At 69.9% G+C, this 15,745-nt stretch carries 16 protein-coding genes; 12 read left to right on the top strand and 4 right to left on the bottom strand.

Annotated features, from left to right (window positions below):
• Nucleotides 1-8 precede the first annotated feature (8 nt).
• The 8 genes from A6A06_RS09230 (at nt 9) to A6A06_RS09195 (ending at nt 7,525) form a co-directional block, all read left to right on the top strand.
• Nucleotides 9-332, top strand: a complete 324-nt coding sequence (locus A6A06_RS09230; protein ID WP_073760720.1) for a WXG100 family type VII secretion target — start codon at nt 9-11, stop codon at nt 330-332.
• Between the two features lie 134 nt (nt 333-466).
• Nucleotides 467-760, top strand: coding sequence for a WXG100 family type VII secretion target (locus tag A6A06_RS09225; protein WP_073760719.1), 294 nt, complete (start codon nt 467-469; stop codon nt 758-760).
• 195 nt (nt 761-955) lie between these two features.
• Nucleotides 956-2,230: a type VII secretion-associated serine protease mycosin gene (gene mycP / locus A6A06_RS09220; protein WP_073760718.1), complete on the top strand. Its 1,275-nt coding sequence runs from the start codon at nt 956-958 to the stop codon at nt 2,228-2,230.
• Nucleotides 2,223-2,570: a hypothetical protein gene (locus A6A06_RS09215; protein ID WP_073760717.1), complete on the top strand. Its 348-nt coding sequence runs from the start codon at nt 2,223-2,225 to the stop codon at nt 2,568-2,570. Before mycP (A6A06_RS09220) ends, A6A06_RS09215 begins: the two co-directional genes overlap by 8 nt.
• 49 nt (nt 2,571-2,619) lie before the next feature.
• Nucleotides 2,620-4,128, top strand: coding sequence for a hypothetical protein (locus A6A06_RS09210; protein WP_073760716.1), 1,509 nt, complete (start codon nt 2,620-2,622; stop codon nt 4,126-4,128).
• A 91-nt stretch (nt 4,129-4,219) separates the two neighbouring features.
• Nucleotides 4,220-5,581 (top strand): type VII secretion-associated serine protease mycosin, encoded by a 1,362-nt coding sequence (mycP, locus tag A6A06_RS09205; protein ID WP_073760715.1) that lies wholly within the window; start codon nt 4,220-4,222, stop codon nt 5,579-5,581.
• 474 nt (nt 5,582-6,055) lie between these two features.
• Nucleotides 6,056-6,397 carry a WXG100 family type VII secretion target gene (locus tag A6A06_RS09200; protein ID WP_073760787.1) on the top strand — a complete coding sequence of 114 codons (342 nt, stop codon included), beginning with the start codon at nt 6,056-6,058 and terminating at the stop codon, nt 6,395-6,397.
• 30 nt (nt 6,398-6,427) lie between these two features.
• Entirely contained in the window at nt 6,428-7,525 is a 1,098-nt protein-coding gene (locus A6A06_RS09195; RefSeq protein WP_073760714.1) for a WXG100-like domain-containing protein, read from the top strand.
• A gap of 131 nt (nt 7,526-7,656) precedes the next feature.
• Here the strand turns inward: A6A06_RS09195 and A6A06_RS09190 are convergent, their stop codons facing one another.
• Together A6A06_RS09190 and A6A06_RS09185 are read right to left on the bottom strand one after the other, a co-directional pair.
• A complete protein-coding gene (locus tag A6A06_RS09190) occupies nt 7,657-8,649 on the bottom strand; it encodes a WXG100-like domain-containing protein (protein WP_073760713.1) in 993 nt (330 codons plus the stop codon).
• 231 nt (nt 8,650-8,880) lie between these two features.
• Nucleotides 8,881-9,225 (bottom strand): WXG100 family type VII secretion target, encoded by a 345-nt coding sequence (locus A6A06_RS09185; RefSeq protein ID WP_242440657.1) that lies wholly within the window; start codon nt 9,223-9,225, stop codon nt 8,881-8,883.
• Nucleotides 9,226-9,647: 422 nt separating this feature from the next.
• Here A6A06_RS09185 and A6A06_RS09180 point away from each other — a divergent pair, with 422 nt between their 5' ends.
• From A6A06_RS09180 to A6A06_RS09165, 4 genes are all read left to right on the top strand, one after another.
• Nucleotides 9,648-10,247, top strand: a complete 600-nt coding sequence (locus A6A06_RS09180; protein ID WP_073760712.1) for a hypothetical protein — start codon at nt 9,648-9,650, stop codon at nt 10,245-10,247.
• Nucleotides 10,247-10,966, top strand: coding sequence for a hypothetical protein (locus A6A06_RS09175; protein WP_199930779.1), 720 nt, complete (start codon nt 10,247-10,249; stop codon nt 10,964-10,966). The genes A6A06_RS09180 and A6A06_RS09175 overlap by 1 nt, the downstream gene beginning before the upstream one ends.
• 175 nt (nt 10,967-11,141) lie before the next feature.
• Nucleotides 11,142-11,780 carry a hypothetical protein gene (locus tag A6A06_RS09170; protein ID WP_073760710.1) on the top strand — a complete coding sequence of 213 codons (639 nt, stop codon included), beginning with the start codon at nt 11,142-11,144 and terminating at the stop codon, nt 11,778-11,780.
• 66 nt (nt 11,781-11,846) lie between these two features.
• Nucleotides 11,847-12,146 (top strand): hypothetical protein, encoded by a 300-nt coding sequence (locus A6A06_RS09165; RefSeq protein ID WP_073760709.1) that lies wholly within the window; start codon nt 11,847-11,849, stop codon nt 12,144-12,146.
• A 41-nt stretch (nt 12,147-12,187) separates the two neighbouring features.
• Here the strand turns inward: A6A06_RS09165 and A6A06_RS09160 are convergent, their stop codons facing one another.
• Nucleotides 12,188-13,528, bottom strand: coding sequence for an SUKH-4 family immunity protein (locus A6A06_RS09160; RefSeq protein WP_073760708.1), 1,341 nt, complete (start codon nt 13,526-13,528; stop codon nt 12,188-12,190).
• Nucleotides 13,525-15,714 (bottom strand): hypothetical protein, encoded by a 2,190-nt coding sequence (locus A6A06_RS09155; RefSeq protein ID WP_073760707.1) that lies wholly within the window; start codon nt 15,712-15,714, stop codon nt 13,525-13,527. Before A6A06_RS09155 ends, A6A06_RS09160 begins: the two co-directional genes overlap by 4 nt.
• Nucleotides 15,715-15,745 lie beyond the last annotated feature (31 nt).

Raw genomic sequence — 15,745 nt, 5'->3', positions numbered from 1 at the left:
GTTGACTTATGGCTGGTCAGCAGTTCACAACCACTGAGGAGGAGATGGTCGCATTCAGCGGCCGTATCTCCTCCGTCAACCAGTCGATCCAGGGTGAGATCACTCGCCTCAACGGGGTCGTCGAGGGCATCACGGCTGGCTGGAAGGGCTCTGCTGCCTCCTCGTACCACCAGCTGCAGACCCAGGTGAATGATGACGCCAAGCGCCTGAACCAGCTGCTGAACGAGATCAAGGAAGCGATCGACTCGACCACGAAGAACTACGTGGCCTCGGAAGAGGAGCAGGCCCAGTCGATGTCCCACGTCTCCGCGCAGGCCTCGCCCTTCGGATGACGGGACCGCGCCGCCCACCGCGGCGCGCCCACTTCGCCGCAGCACGCACCGGCCCACCGCCCCGGCGGACCGTGGGCCGGCCGGCCTGCTGCGGCATGTGAATCGACCAGAGCTCAACTCCCCGAGGAGACCACATGTCCGGCCAGATCCTCGTCAATTTCGCGACGATCTCCCAGGCCAGCTCCGACGTGCGCGGAACGGCCAACAACATCCGTACCCAGCTCGACGACCTCGAGTCGGGTGTCAAGAAGATCGCCGCCAGCTGGGAAGGTGCCGCGCAGGAGGGCTACCAGGCCCGCCAGCGCGAGTGGGACCAGCGCGCCGCTTCCCTGCACTCGACCTTGGAAGCCATCGCCAAGGCCCTGGACCAGGCCGCTCAGAACTACCAGAGCACCGAGTCCAAGAACGCCAGCATCTGGGGCGGCTGATTCCTCGCCGTCCACCGACGGTACGGACACGGCACAACGGCTGAGCAGCCACGAAGGCTCGCACAGTGGTGAATGAGGGCGGGCGCGCTGCACCAGTGCGCTCGCCCTCACGCAGTCCACCCACTTCCTCCACCGCCTCCCCGGTTCCTCCCCCTCACCTAACCGAATCCGCCACACACGGAGAGCAGACACCTCGTGGGATCTCGTGCCAATGGTCACCGAGCCGGCCACCGCCGACGCGCGACGGTAGCCCTGGCCGGTGCGGCCTCGGCCGTCGCACTGTCCTGCGCGACGGCCGCGCCGGCGTCCGCGGACCCGAACGTGCCCCTGAACAGTGGACAGTGCACGTTCGGCACCGACGACATCAAAGAGACCCCGTGGTCGCTGCAACGCCTGCTCACCCGGCAGATGTGGGCCTACGGACGGGGTGAGGGCGTCAAGGTCGCCGTCATCGACACCGGCGTCGACGCCGGCAACGAACAGCTGCGCACCGCGATCAGCGGCGGCAAGAGCTACGTCGACAAGGGCAAGCCCACCGAGGACCAGGTCGGTCACGGCACGAAGGTCGCGGGCATCATCGCCGCCCGTACGAAAGCCGGCTCCGGCTTCTACGGTCTCGCCCCCAAGGCGACGATCATCCCCTTCCAGCAGACGGACAAAGAAAAGGGCGGTACGGCCGACAGCCTCGCCAAGGCGATCACCGACGCGGTCGCCGCGGGCGCCGACATCATCAACATCTCCCAGGGCACCAACGCGGACCCCGCGCGCCTGGGCAGCCTGCGCGCCGCGGTCACCGCCGCCGAGGCCAAGGACATCCTCATCGTCGCCTCGGCAGGCAACGGCGGCGCCAGCGGCGCCGAGCAGAGCATGTACCCGGCCGCCTTCGAGAACTCCAACGTCCTGGCCGTCGGCGCCTCCGACCGCAACAACGAGCGCGCCCCCTTCTCCCAGGCCGGCTCCTTCGTCGACCTCGCCGCCCCCGGCGTGGACATGGTCTCCACCGTCCCCAACGGCGGCAACTGCGTCGACCAGGGCACCAGCTTCGCCGCCCCGTACGCGGCCGGCGCCGCGGCACTCCTGGTCGGCCGCAACAAGGCCGAACACCAGAAGTGGAAGCCGCGCGAGATCATCTGGCACCTGGAGAAGACCGCCGAACGCGTTCGCAAGAACCGCGACCACAACATCGGCTGGGGCGTCGTCGACCCGGTAGCGGCCCTCAACGACAAGACCAAGCCGACCGGCGAGCCCAAGCCGGACACCGACTCCGACCGGGCCGACGCCGGCGCCAACATCCAGCCGGCCGTCCTGACCATCGGCGAATCCACCGAGGAACGACAGGCCCGCATCGCCATCTACATCATCGGCGGCGGCGCCCTAGCCGTCGCCACGGTCGTCGGCACCTCGATCGCCATGCGCGACTGGCGCCGCAAGACCGGCTACAACTCGAACGGGGAGGCCAATCATGGCTAACGATTCCTACCGCGTTGATCTTGACCGGTTGGACGAAGTGGTGAAAAAGCTCAACGCCGTACTGAAGGACATGCAGGGGGCTTCGGGCAAGGCTAAGAGTGGGACGCATCTGCCGCCTGGCGCGCTGGGGCAGGGGTTCTCGGAGGAGGGGGAGCTTCGGAATGCGCACGGCGAGATGAAGGCGCATATCGAAACGTATGTCCTCAAGAAGCTCGAAGACTTGATCGACGACTTGTCGAAGAAGACGGCCAAAACGCACGGCGCGTACCAGGACCGTGAGCAGGACACCAGCAACGCGATGAACCACGGGCAGTCTTCGTCGGGTAACCAGTACCGGTGAACCGTGACTGTGGATACTGGGAAAACTGAGCAGAAGAGGGGGCAGGCCCGTGGGTAGTTACGCGAACTCGAAGTACGCACCGCAGGACAAGTGCTACGCGATCGAGAACACGACGAAGTTCCACAACATCGACTTCGAATCGCTGAAGGCCATGGTGGCCAACGCGAAGCCCGACGATGTCGCCGGTGTCGGGCACGCCTGGGAACAGGTGCACAACCAGCTGGTCAGCGACAACGGTGGCGGCATCAAGGCCATGTTCGACAAGGCCATCAATGAGGTCCTGGAGCACTGGGAGGGCGACGCCGCCAAAGCCTTCCGCACCCGAGCCGAGAAGATCAGCAAGAACATCGAGAACGGTGCCTCCTACGCCAAGGTCGTCGGCGAAGGCATGAAGCGTTCGAGCGAAGCGCTGGGTGAGTACAAGAAGCACCTGGATGGGATGGAGTGGCCGAGCTGGGGCAGTCGCGCCTGGGACTGGGCCACGGACAGCGTCGGCCGGGACGACTCGAAGGCCAACTCCGCGCTGGCGGGCGGGAAGAGTGCCGCTCAGGTTGTCGAGGACAACGAGGACAACCTCTCCGCCGGTAAGGAAACCCAGCTGAAGGCTGCGGCGACCATGGAGTACCTGGGTGCCGCATACCGAACGAACGCGGCCGCGATTGGTAAGCCCCCGAACGCCAAATTCAACGATGACACTGATATTCCGCCGCCCAACACCGGACCTGCGGTCCCGCCCGTCCTCCCGCTCCCCGCAGCGGTAGCAAAGAAGCCCAAGCCGCTCGTGGGCGGACCGGGGGGCTCTCTGGGCAAGGGCCCCGGTTTCTCCTCCGACGGACTCCAGGCTCCCAAGACGGACGGCATCCACGGCGGCGTGGGCTCCGTCCAGCCCGGCAAGGGCGGCATGCCGTCCAACATCGGCACCGGCCTCGACAGCTTCAACCCGCCCAGCACTTCGGGCCCCGGCGGTGGTCTGACCAGCACCGGTCCAAGCGGCGGCGGCCCCGGTCTGGGGAATCCTGGCGGCGGCGGGCAGCTGAACGGTGGCCCCGGAGGCGGCGGACACCTCGGCGGCGGGCCGGGCATGCCTGGTATCGCGGGTGGCGGTAAAGCCGGCGGCGGTCCCGGTGGCACGTCGGCCAGTCGCATCGGAGGTCCCGGTTCCGGCAGCGGTTCCGGCACCGGAGGCGCGCGCGGCGGGCGTCAGGGAATGCCCGGCATGGGTGGTGCGGCAGGCGCCGGCGCAGGCCGTGGCGGAGGAGCCGCCGCAGGCCGTGGCGGCGCACTGGCTCGCCAGAAGGGCGGCGTGGTCGGCAGCACCAGCGGCAGCAAGACCGGCGGCGGCGCACAGGGCGGCGCGGGTCTGCACCGCAGCCGTGGTGGTGCGCAGGCGGGCACCGGCGGGAACGGCCGCCGTCCGATGGGCATGGCGGGTGCTCCCGGCGCTCACGGCGCCAAGGGCAACGACAAGGGCGAGAACGGGCAGCGCCCCGACTACCTCGTCGAGGACGAGGAGACCTGGACGCCGGAGCGTAATGTGGCGCCCAAGGTCATCGAGTAGGGACCAGTCGGTCTGACAGCCGGCGAAGACGAGACGGGGCCCGCAGTCCTCGGGCTGCGGGCCCCGCCCTGTTTCAGGAGAGGTGTACGGCATGAGCTTCACGCGGACGCTGCGTGCGGTGAGCGGCGCGGTCTTGGCGGGAGCGCTGGTCATCGGCACCGCACCGGCTGCTTCGGCGGACTACATCAGGGACGGGCAGTGGGCGCTTGGTGCGTTCGGAGCCAAGGACGTCTGGGGAAAGTCCACAGGTGAGAACGTCACTGTCGCTGTTGTGGACACAGGGGTCGACGGTAATCACCCCGATCTCAAGGGCAGCGTTCTCCCCGGAAAGAGTTTCGCCTCGGACGGCGGCACCGCTGACCAGGAGCCGGGGGACGGCCATGGAACCGGAATGGCGTCCCTGATCGCTGGTCATGGCCATGGTCCGAATGGCGCCGACGGTATCAAGGGCCTGGCACCCGGGGTCAAAATCCTTCCGATCAAGACGAAGGATTCGGAAGGTGGTGTCTCCTCGGAGAACGGCTTCGCCGAGCCGCTGCGCTACGCGGTTGATCACGGGGCGAAGATCGTCAACATGTCCTTCGGCGGCGTTGGGTTCGACCAGAAAGAGAAGGAAGCAATCAGCTACGCCCTGGCCAAGGACGTACTGATCGTCGCTGGAACGGGAAATGACGGCGTAGAAACGCCCATGTACCCGGCTGCGGCTCCCGGAGTCCTCGCTGTAGGCGCTGTGGCCAAAGACGGGCAAGTCTGGCGCAAGTCCAACTACGGCCCGCATGTCCGTCTCCTCGCCCCCGGCGAAGGTATCTACTCAGCCGGCCTCGGCTCCAAATACCGGCAGGCGGACGGTACCTCCGACGCCACCGCTTACGTCTCCGCCGCCGCCGCGCTGGTCCGGTCCAAGTATCCGAACCTCACTGCCGGCCAGGTCGCCAATCGTCTGACGAAGACGGCGATCACTCCCGACGGCAAGTCGGACATCAGCACGCCGAGTCCCAAGTACGGATACGGCACCATCCGCCCGTACCGTGCGCTCACCCAGGACATTCCGGCCGGGTCCAAGTACGGCCCGCTCAAGGCTCCGGAAGTCACGGATCCGACTTCCGCCGGGAATGACGGAGCCACCCCCGGCAAGACCGGTGAGCAGAAGGCGAGTGGTGGCGGTATCGGAATTTCTCCGATCGTCGTCATCGGTCTCGTACTGGTTCTGCTGGTGGCGGCTCTGGTGGTCGTCATCGTCGTCGTGCGGCGCAAGAAGAACAATGGCGGCCCGCCGCCCGGTGGTCCCGGTGGCTACGGAGGGCCCGGTGGCAACACCGGTTACCCGCCGCACCAGGCCGGGCCGTACCAGCAGCAGCCGAACCCGTATGGGCAGCAGCCCAACGCCTACGGTTCCTACCCGTCGGCTCCGTCGGCTCCGCCTGCCCAGCCTCCGGGTCCGCCGGGACAGTAGTCACGGCATCGCGTAACGCCAGAAGGGGTCCGCAGCTCGCTGCGGGCCCCTTCTTTGCGTGCGGGGAGGGGGAGACGGAAAGAGTCGTCAGCGGAGTGCGCGCCGTTCGCCCGGATGAGTGAGGACTGAAAACGACGGGTGTGTGCCCAGTTTGTTTCGGTTGCTCGTCCGGGAGTGACTCGCTTTATGGCGTTCGGGTTCGAGGTGGTGACTGTATCGCCGAGGGGAACGTCTGCGCGGCATCGCGTCGCTGGGGCCTGATCGTGGCATGGTAAAGGTTTCTTCGGATTGTGTGAGCGGCGTGGTGCGGGGCGTCGGGGCGGGTGTGCGAGTGCGTTTGCCGTGTTCCGCTCACGGGTGCGGATGTTTGCCGCCCGCTTGGCGGCGTGGAAGGCTCTCGCCACTGATTTGGGCGGGCGGGGAGCCCGCTATTCCTTTTGCTGGCTACTTGTTCGAGCGAGTGGGGGCTGTGTGATGGGCAGGGTATTCGATGTCGACCCGGTCGGGCTCAGGCGTCAAGGGGCGGAGTTCGTCGATATCGGGACCGAGTTCGGGACCGCTTCCAGGCGGTTGCAGGACCGGCTGAAGGGGTTGGGAGAGCCGTGGCGGGGTGCTGAATTCGCGGAGACGTTCGCGATGATTTACGAGCCGGTCCGGGACGGCATGTTCAAGTCCATGGATTCGCTCGGCAGGCGGATGGCGGGCATGGGGGAGAACCTGCAGGAGATGGCGCGGGGGTACGAGACGGCGGAGCGGGAGGGGCTCCAGCTCGTCGGTCAGGTGGCGCGTGCGCATCCTTCCCCATGGGGTCCGTGATGGCGGCGGGGGCTGGGGGAGGAGGCGGCTGTGGCGCTGACGCTGCCTGGTGAGGTCGTGTGGGTGCTTGATCTGCTCGGGTATCACTGGCCCGCGGCGGACGAGGACAAGCTCATGGAGTGCGGGCAGGCCTGGCTGGAGTTCGCGGCTCAGGTCGGAAGGGCTGAGGGGCGGGGTGGATCGGCCGTACGGGAAGTCGCCACCGGTAGTTCGGGTGAGGCGGTGAGCCGCTTCACGGGCGAGTGGGAGGACTTCTCCGGTGGGCCCGGTTCCTGCCTGACCGATGCGCAGATCGCTGCCAACGTGATCGGTATCGCTTTCGAGGTGGCGGCGGTCGCGGTGTTCGCGGCCAAGGCCGAAGTCATCGTGCAGCTCGTCGTCCTGGCGGTCGAACTCATCGCGGCGCAGGCCGCCGCGCCTTTTACCCTCGGCCTCTCGGAAGTGGGGGCGCTGGGGGTGACCCAGGCCACCCGTCTCGTGGTGCGGCGGCTCCTGGACACGCTGAAACAGGAGGTCGTCGAAGCCGTCACCAAGGCGATGGCGGATGCCGCCGAAAAGGGCGTCAAGAAGATTGCCGCGGACTTCGTGCAGAACCAGGTCAAGGACTTCGCGACGGAGTATGCGAAGAAGACGGCCAGGGACATGGTTGTCACCCCCGCCGGGGAGAAGGTCACGGACATCGTGACCGGGGCGGGGCAGGACATCGTCCAGCAAGGGATCGAGGCCCGCTTCGGTGCTCGCGCCGGCATCGATCCGGGTGACGCGCTGGACGGTGCCAAGGAGGAATTCGCGAAGCAGTTCGGGGTGGTCGAGGGCGGGGAGTTCCGGCCCGGCGAGTACGTCGTCGGCGCGCCGACCGGCCCGGCGGAGAGGGCAGGCGGCCTGGCCGGTCTCCTCGACCCCGCGACGCATCGTGACCGTCTGCTCGATGGAGCGACCGAGGTGGGGACCAACGCCGTGGCGGCGAAGGCGCGGGACGCCACTCAGAGCGGAAGGGGAGGACCTAGAGGGCCGGGAGGGGTGGAAGGGGCTGGAGACAGGACTGGGAGCGGAGGTACGAGCGGGAGTACGAACGGAAGCAGCGGGGGAGGGGGCATCGCCGAGGACGTTCGTAACGTTTTCGGCTGAAGGGCGTGGGGGCGGCGCCGGGGTGCGGTGGCGCGTAATCAGGGAGGCGCGGAGTCAGGGAAGCGTGGATGAGGCGCGGAGGTGTGGGCATCGGCCGGTGGTCGGCACGGGCGGCCGGCATGCCCGCCCCCTCACCCGAACACGGCCCGCACTGAATCCTTGGCGCCGTCGGTGACGCCCTGGTGGCGGGTCGCGGCACCGCCGGTGCGGTGGTCCACGTGCTTCTGGGTCGCGTCGAGGCCGCGGTTGGTGAGGTCTTCCCTGGCGTGGTCGACGTACGTCTGGGGGTCGGTCAGGTTCTGGGCGCCTTCCTTGAGGCCGTCGACGTATTCGCCGGCTTTTTCCTTGCCGACGTCGGCGGTTTCGCCCCAGTCCATACCGTCGCGGGCGCCGAAATGGTGCTCGATGCCCTGCTGGGCGACGTTCTGTCCCATTTCCGTGGCGGCTTCGGTGGCTTTCGCCTTGCCCTCTTCGACGACCTTGTCCTTGACGGTCTCCTTGACCGTGTCCTTGACCGTCTTCTTGGCGTAGTCCGTCGCCAGCTGCCGGGCTTCCTTGGACACCGCCTTCTTGGCCAGCTTCTTGATGGCGTCCATCGTCGCGTGTTCCATGGCCTTGGTGGCGGCCTGGACGACCTCTTGCTTGATCTTGTTCAGGATCTCGCGGACGGCGACGCGGGTGATTTGCGTCGCGCCCGCCGCGCCCGCTTCGGAAAGACCGAACGTGAAGGGGGCGGCCGCTTGCGCGGCGATGAGTTCCACCGCGAGGACGACGAGCTGGGCGATGATCGCGATTTTGCCGGTGAGTACGGCGATGGCTGCCGCGTCGAAAGCCAACGCGATGGTCTCGGCGGCGATTTGGGCGTCACGCAGATAGTGGTCGGAACCGGAACTGCCGGAGAAAGCGCCCCATTCCTTGGTGAAGCCGTCGACCGCTTCGCCCGTGTTGGCCCCGACCACCTCGTTCGCCGCCGACGTGCCCTGCGAAGCCGCCTGTTCGACCTGTGTGGCGAAGTTCCGCCACGTCTCGGCGCACTTGAAGAGCGCGTCCTCGTCGGCTTCCGGCCAGTCGTACCCGAGGAGTCCGAGGACCCAGGAGACCTCGCTCGGCAGTGTCAGTGACACAGTGTTCGTCCCCCGTGCGGTTGCAGCCGTGTGCGGCTGGAGTCGTCGTGTTCGTGGTGTTGGTGCTGATCAGGGCTGCGGCGGTGCGGGAAGTGCGGAAGCGGAGGGAGCAGGGCGGGGCTGAGCGGGGGCGGGATGCCCGGAGCACGCACAGCCGTACCGACCCCAGCGGATCCGTACGGCGAGAAGCGTGAGCGTCTCCGCGGGGCCAGTGCGCCCGGGGTCGCGGCCTCAGACGGCGGGGCGGGGGACCGAGCTGACGACGTGGACGCCCTCTTCGTCGGACGCCGTGTACGTACGGGCCATGCCCTGAAGTTTGTCGCCGATGTCCTCCAGGCGTTCGCCCAGCGAATCCATGGAGGTGAACATGCCGTCGCGTATCGGGGTGTAGATGACGTCGAAGGTCGCGCCGAAGTCGGCGTCCTCCCACGGCTTTCCGAGACCCTCAAGATCATCCTTGAGTTTCTTGGCCGCCTTGGCGAACTCCGTACCGATGTTCACGAACGCATGGCCCTGCGTGCTCAGCACCGCCGGATCCACGTCAAATGCCTTGTCCGCCATCACGACCCCCGTCATTGCCCTGTCATTCACGCTTGGCGTGTTTGTCTCTCGACACGTCCAGCACGACCACTTTATGTGCTCTTAACGCAGGCATGTCAAGGCGAGCCCGCGGGGCGGGAGCCGGGGTGACGGGGTGGGCTTCGCGGGGGACAGTGGTGCAGAAATAGGGGACAACGGGGCACTGATGGCGGGCCGTTGAGGCATTCGGCAGTGCGGTATCCACTCGAATGGCGCTCGAATTCGGGGGGATTGACCGAGGTGGGGCATCGGCGACGGCCCGAATGCGGGCGGAAGGGGAGTGGTGCGGACGGGGAAAGAGGTGGTTAAGTTTCGGTACCTGCCCGGTCAAGAGGCCGCGCGCCCCGGGTGGCGTGCGTGCCCGGCCGTATGGCTGCCGGGCAGGCCGGCACTGTCCTCCACAGCATCGCGGTCCCACCATGCCAACGCAGCCCTTCATACGCACGCGCTTCCCGACCCGGCTGCCGTCCTCGGCGGGCAGGGTCGTCGGCGCCGGTCTCGTCCTCGCCGGGCTGTTCTTCGGCGGGATGACGGCCAAGGACATGGGCTACGCCAACGGCCATCGGGGCGACGCGGGCACGCTCACGGTCCAGGAGTGCCGTACGCAGTTCGACCGCGTCGGCTCGTCCCGGCACCGGCACGCGCGGCCCGTCGTCACCTGCACCGGCGCCTTCCAGGACGACGAGGGCGGCGCCGCGGTCGAGGATGCGACGGTCGAGACCGGAGCCAAGTTCGAGCCGGGCAAGCAGCTGGCGGTCCAGAAGACGGACTACAAGTTCGTCATGATCGAAGAGCAGTGGATCTGGCGGAGCCTGGCGATCGTCGGTGTCTCGGTGTGCGCGATCGTGGCGGGCCTGTTCTGCCTGCTCACCGGGTTCGGTACGCGCCGCGGGCCGGGCTTCCGGGACGCCTGGCACCGGGTGCCAGGCGGCACCGTCGTCCGTGCCGTACTGGCCGGGGCCGGCGGCCTGGCCGCCCTCGGTGCCGCCGCGGCGCTGCTCGTCGACGGGCTCGTCTGATGCCGCCACCGACGGCGCGCCGTACGCCGCTCGCGTCGCTCCGCTCGCTGAGTCGGGCCCTGGCCGCGGTGACCAGCCGCCGCAACGCCGCCCGGTACGTGGTGGGGCGGGTCACCGGCCTCGTCCTGGTGCTGCTGGGGGTGATGGTCTGCGTGATCTCCGCCAGGGAAGCGGCGCTCGCCGTCGGGTACAGCGGCACTGGCGGGACGTACACCGTTGAGGAATGTCACGAGCGCTACACGGCGGCGGGCGGCAGCGGCCGTCACGGCAGCCGGACGATCACCTGCACGGGCACCTTCCGAGCCGATCGTGACAGCGGCAGCGGCGGCAGCAGCGCGGACCAGGGCCAGGATCAGGGCAGCGGCACTACCGACCGGAACAGCGGCGGCAGGGGCAATCCTTTCGGAACGTTCCACCCCGGCACGGTGTACCCGCCGGGCGCCCGGGTCCCCGTACAGAGCGGCGACGGCGGAACATACGTGGCCGCAGGTTGGGAGCAGGCGTGGGGCGATGTCGCCGGGGTGTTCGTGTCGTTGCCGGTGCTCGCGGCGGGTGCTTTCTGCCTGCTGACCGGCTTCGGCGCCCGCTGGGGGCGCTCGTTCGGCGACAGCTGGGACGGGCTGCCCGGCGGGGCGGTGCTGCGCCCGCTGCTGCTGTCCGTCGCCGGGATCGGCATCCTTGGTGCAGCCGTCTTTCTCTTTTTGCAGCATTACGGGTGACACTGCGGGCCGCCTGGCCGGCCGGGCAGGTGCGTCCGGGCCGTAGGCTCGGCACATCGCGTAAGCCCGTACACCCCGCAAGTCCGTACGTCCCGTACGCGCGGTATGTCCGTCATGCCGATGTGTGCACCGCTCGTTTCGCACCTTCGCACGCCCCTGGAAAGGATCGCTGACCATGGCAGCACAGTCGGAACACACCAGGTCAGGCGCGTCCCGTGAGGCCGGCGTGGGCGGTGTGCCGGACGCGGCGGACGGGGTGAAGCGCGGCCTGGGGCGGCTGATCGGGGTGGGCGTCCTGCTGGCCGGACTCATGCTGATCGCGATCGGCGTCTACGTGGGTCCGTACTCGGTGTGGGTGGACGGCAGCCCCGGCAAGATCACCGTTGAGGCGTGCGCCACGGACTACCACTACGCGAACAAGCAGCATTCGGGGAACCGTACGCGCGACATCCAGTGCTACGGCACGTTCCGGTCGGACGACGGCAGGACGAAGGACCTGAACGCCAGCGTCGACTCCTGGCACCGGTTCAAGGAGGGCGACCTGATCGAGGTCCGCCAGGTCGGCCGCTCCAGCTACGTCCAGCACAGCTGGAACCGGCTGGCCAACGGCGTCCTGTGCCTCTGCGGCGGGCTGGTCGTCCTGGTCCTGGGCGTGCTCTGCACCGTGACCGGCTACCGTTTCCGGAGCGCCCCCACCTTCGACGACGCATGGCGGTCGGTCGGCCCCGGCGTACTGCGCACGCTGATGGTGGGGCTGATGGCCGCGGGGCTGATCGGCGCGGTGCTGTCCGGCGCGGTGCTCCTCTTCACGTAGGCCTGGCGTCCGGGAAGCGAACGCGGTCGTACGGAGCCGAACAGCCGTCCCGTACCATTCCCGCTCATGGACGCACCCGCCGATGAACAGCCCCTGCCCGCACGCCGCATGAACCTGACGCCCCGTCAGGCCCGGCGGGTACGGATCGTTCTGGCCTCCGTGCTGATGGCCGCGATGGCGGCCGTGCTCGTGATCCGCCTCGCGAGCCGCACATCGGTCCTGGTCGTGGGGGTGTACGGCGCCGCGCTGATCCTGTGCGGGATCGTGATCGAGCTGAGCCGCAACGGGCGTACGCGGCTGGGCAGCTGGCTGCTGGGCCTCGGCCTGGCGGCGGCCCTCGCCGCGGACTGGCTGCTGCCGCCCTGAGCACACCGCCGCCGAAGCAAGCAGAAGGCGTCCGGAAAGTGTCAGAAGAGCCCGTGCCACATCTGCTCGACGATCAGGGACCACCAGTTCTTGTCGCTGTCCAGTGACCACCCGTCGATCGCGACCAGCTGTTCCTGGAAGGCGGCGACCGCGGCGCCCGCCGCGCGCGGGTCCATGCCCCGTATCTGACGCCGGGTGGCCGCCAGCAGGACCAGGGACCGCAGGAACGCCGCGAGCGACGCGTTGACGAACCGGCCGCCGCCCGAGGACGGCTGGACCGCCCACACCGCGCCGATCAGCGCCCGGCTCTCCTCCGGTGCCGTGCACTGGACGGTGATCAGGTAGGCGCCGTCCGTACCGAGGCGGACATGGCCCGCCAGATTGCCGAGCGTCCCTTCGGAGGCCTCCGTGCCGACCGCGCGCAGATGCGTCGCCGCGTCCGTGAACAGACCCCCGGCCGGGGGACGGGCCGCCTCGTCGGCGGTGAAGAAAAGCGGCATCTCCACGGGCAGACCGGCCCAGGTCAGCGTCTTCTTGGCGGCCTCCGGCAGCCGGGTGTCCGCGATGTCGTCGGCATCCGGACGGAACACTCCCTGTGGACCGAAGGCCTCGGCGAGCTGCTTGCCGAGGGCCACGTCCCGTACGGGCTCGGCCCGCGGCACGCTGTCGGGTGACGGAACCGGCAGCCGGTGCGGCCGCGGCGGCGGCTGCTGTCCCGTGAGCTGGTGCATCGTCTCGACGTGCCGCAGCAGCCCGGCGACGCCCTCGGCGCGCTCCGCGGAGGTCGCGCCGTAGCCCTCGGTGCAGGAGAAGCGGGCGTTGGGGAAGGCGCGGAAGACGAAGCTCCCCGTATAGCCGCCGGGGAACAGGGCGGGGCGCAGGTCGGTGTGGACCGCGCGCACGTCCTCGCCGCGGACGCCGATGCGCCGCAGCTCGTCGAAGAGCTGGTACTCGGCGGGCGGCAGGCCGGGGCCCGACACCCGCACCAGGTTGGTCTCCGCACCACTGGACGGGTCGTCGTACGTGGCGACGGCGGTGTTGCCGGGGCCGGTGACCGGCGGCTCGGCGGGCGCCTGGGCAGGCGCGTCGCCGCTGCCCGCGCCGTGCTTCTGCCGGTACATCCGTACGACGTCGCCGGTCGGCACCGAAGGCCAGACGGTCAGCTCGCCACTGGCCCGGTCGACGACGCCGCAGGCGTTGCCCACCTCCGCCGGGGGCCGCCGCTGACCGGTCGCCGGATCGGTCTCGGGGGGCGGCGGAACGGCCCACACCACCCAGCCGAGGTCGAACTCCTCCATACCGACCCGGCGCGGCGGGCCCTGGTGCCCCTCGGGGTTGAGCCAGCGGTCGGCGGTGGCCTGGGCCTGCGCCTGGGTGATCACGTGCGGTCTCCTTCGCGGCCGTACGGGCCGGCGGGCGTGTCGGCGGGGGGAACAGGGGCGGCGGGGGCGGCAGGGGCCGGTACGGCAGCGCCGGACGTGGACGCGGAGATGGAGGCGGGCGCGGGCAGCAGTATCTGCAGTGCCTTGACGCCGCGCGCCGTGGCGACGACCAGGATGCCTTCGGGCGAGAGGTCGGCGCCCGTGAAGGGGACGTCGCTGACGAGGGCGGCCACCACCTCCTCACGCTGCCGGTCCCATACCCGCAGGTAGTCCGCGCCCCGGCTCAGCGCGAGCGGTGCCGCTGCCCGTATGTCCTCCGAGGGGCGCAGAACCTGCGCCGGATCGGCGTCCACGGGCCCGGGACTCAGCAGCCGGTGGACGAACACGGCGGAGTCACCCGCATCCGCGGCTCCGGCGGGGACCGCACGGGAGCCGGGGGTGCCTTCGGGGACGACGAAGGCGGCGACCGGCAGCGCGGCGGTGGCCGGTGCGCCCGCGGGGGCCGCCCCACCGCCGCTCGCCGGGGTCGGGGTCGGGGTCGGCGGGAGGCTGCCGACCGTCACGCCGGTGACTCCGGGCAGCGGCACACTCCACAGCGTGCGCCACGGCAGACCGAGGCCGAGCGCGTGCACCGCGTCCGCGTACGGTCCGAGGCCGTCCTCGACGAAGGCCGTCTCCAGGAGCGCCGCACGCATGACGACGGACGCCTGGGTGCGGGTGAGCAGCGGAGCGGTCCGCAGGTACGTACGGGCGGGGGCGCCCAGGGCCTCGTACGGCACGGCTTCGACCGCCGTACGCAGCGGCACCGGATCGGCGTGCACGAACAGGCCGGGGTCGGTGAGCAGTTGCGGAAGGAGGCCGGCGGCCAGCGTGTGTGCGGCGAGGTGGTCGCGGACGTACGGATCGGCCCGGGACCAGTCCTGCTCCGGTACGGCCTCCAGGAGCGCCATGGCGATACGGGTCTGCGCGTCGCGCGCGTCGGCCGGCCCGGCACGGACCTCGTCCGCGACAGCGGGGTGCACGAGGCGGAGCAGCGTACGGCCGCCACGACCGGCGTCCCCGGAGGCCGCAGCCGGTGCCTCGCCGCCCGCCCCGGCTGCTCCGTCCGACGCCGCCACAGCCCCCGGCACCTCGGCCGGTTCGACGAACGGTCCCGCCAGCAGCATCCCGTCCGCGATCTCCCGGCTCATGTCGCGCCCGGCGACGGCGGACGCCAGCGGTCCCCACAGACCGAGCGGCAGTCCGTCCCCCTCGGCGAACGCCAGCGGCGCCAGCATCAGCCGCAGCGTCCGCGGATCGGCGCCCAGCCGCTGTGCGTGCAGGTCCAGCGCCTCACCCACATCGCCCGGCAGCTGCGACACGTCGGCGGGGTCGAAGCCCTCCGGCCGCATGAGGACGCACCGTACGGCGAGCTGCGCGGTCAGCCGGCTGCCGTCGGCGCGCCCCGCGACAGCCTCGGCGAGTGCCCGGCGCGCCCCGGGATCTGTGGTGTACGGCAGCGCCGAGGCGCCGGACCCCGGGTCCAGCGACCTCTCCACCTGGAGGGCCAGCCCCTCGGGGTCGGCCCAGCGCGGCTCGTCGAGATCGATGATCTGTCCCTGCCCTGACGGCAGCGCCGCGATCACCTCGGCGGCCAGCGCGCGCGGCACGTCGGCGAGCAGCTGGACCGTGCCGGTCTCGGCGAGCGGCTTCAGCACGTCCCGGACGAGGCGCGCGGGCTCGTCGGCGGCCCGCACCGGCCCGGCCCGGTCGACGTCGGGGACGACGACCGTCACCGGGGCGGCGGCAGCGGCGAGTTCGGGAACGATGTCCGCGGTGCGGGCGGCACCCAGGCCGTGGTGGTCGGCGATGGTCCACAGGAGCTGGGCGGCGGTGCGGCCCGCCGGGTCCGGTACGGCGGGGGCGGGCAGGTCGGGCGGGACGGTCGTCGGGTCCAGGTCGTCCAGCGGCAGGCGTTTGCGGTACTCCGGGTCGCACAGCATGAGGAAGCCGGTCACCAGGCGCGAACGCCCGCTGCCCGGACTTCCGGTGACCACGACGACCCGGGGCGCGCCGGGCCACTGCATACGCCATGCGGCGAGCGCACGCAGGGCGGCGGTGCGGCCGCCGATGTGCGGATGCGGTGCGTAACCCCCCGTACTGCCGTGCTCCTCGTCCGAGGCGTGCATGAATTCCTCGTCCCCCATGAACCTTTCGCCTTCCACCGTCGCGGGTCGT

This window comes from Streptomyces sp. CB02923, from assembly GCF_001905005.1.
Taxonomy (GTDB): Bacteria; Actinomycetota; Actinomycetes; order Streptomycetales; family Streptomycetaceae; genus Streptomyces.
The sequence above is the reverse complement of the archived record's forward strand: the minus strand, read 5'-3'. Positions and strand labels throughout refer to the sequence as shown.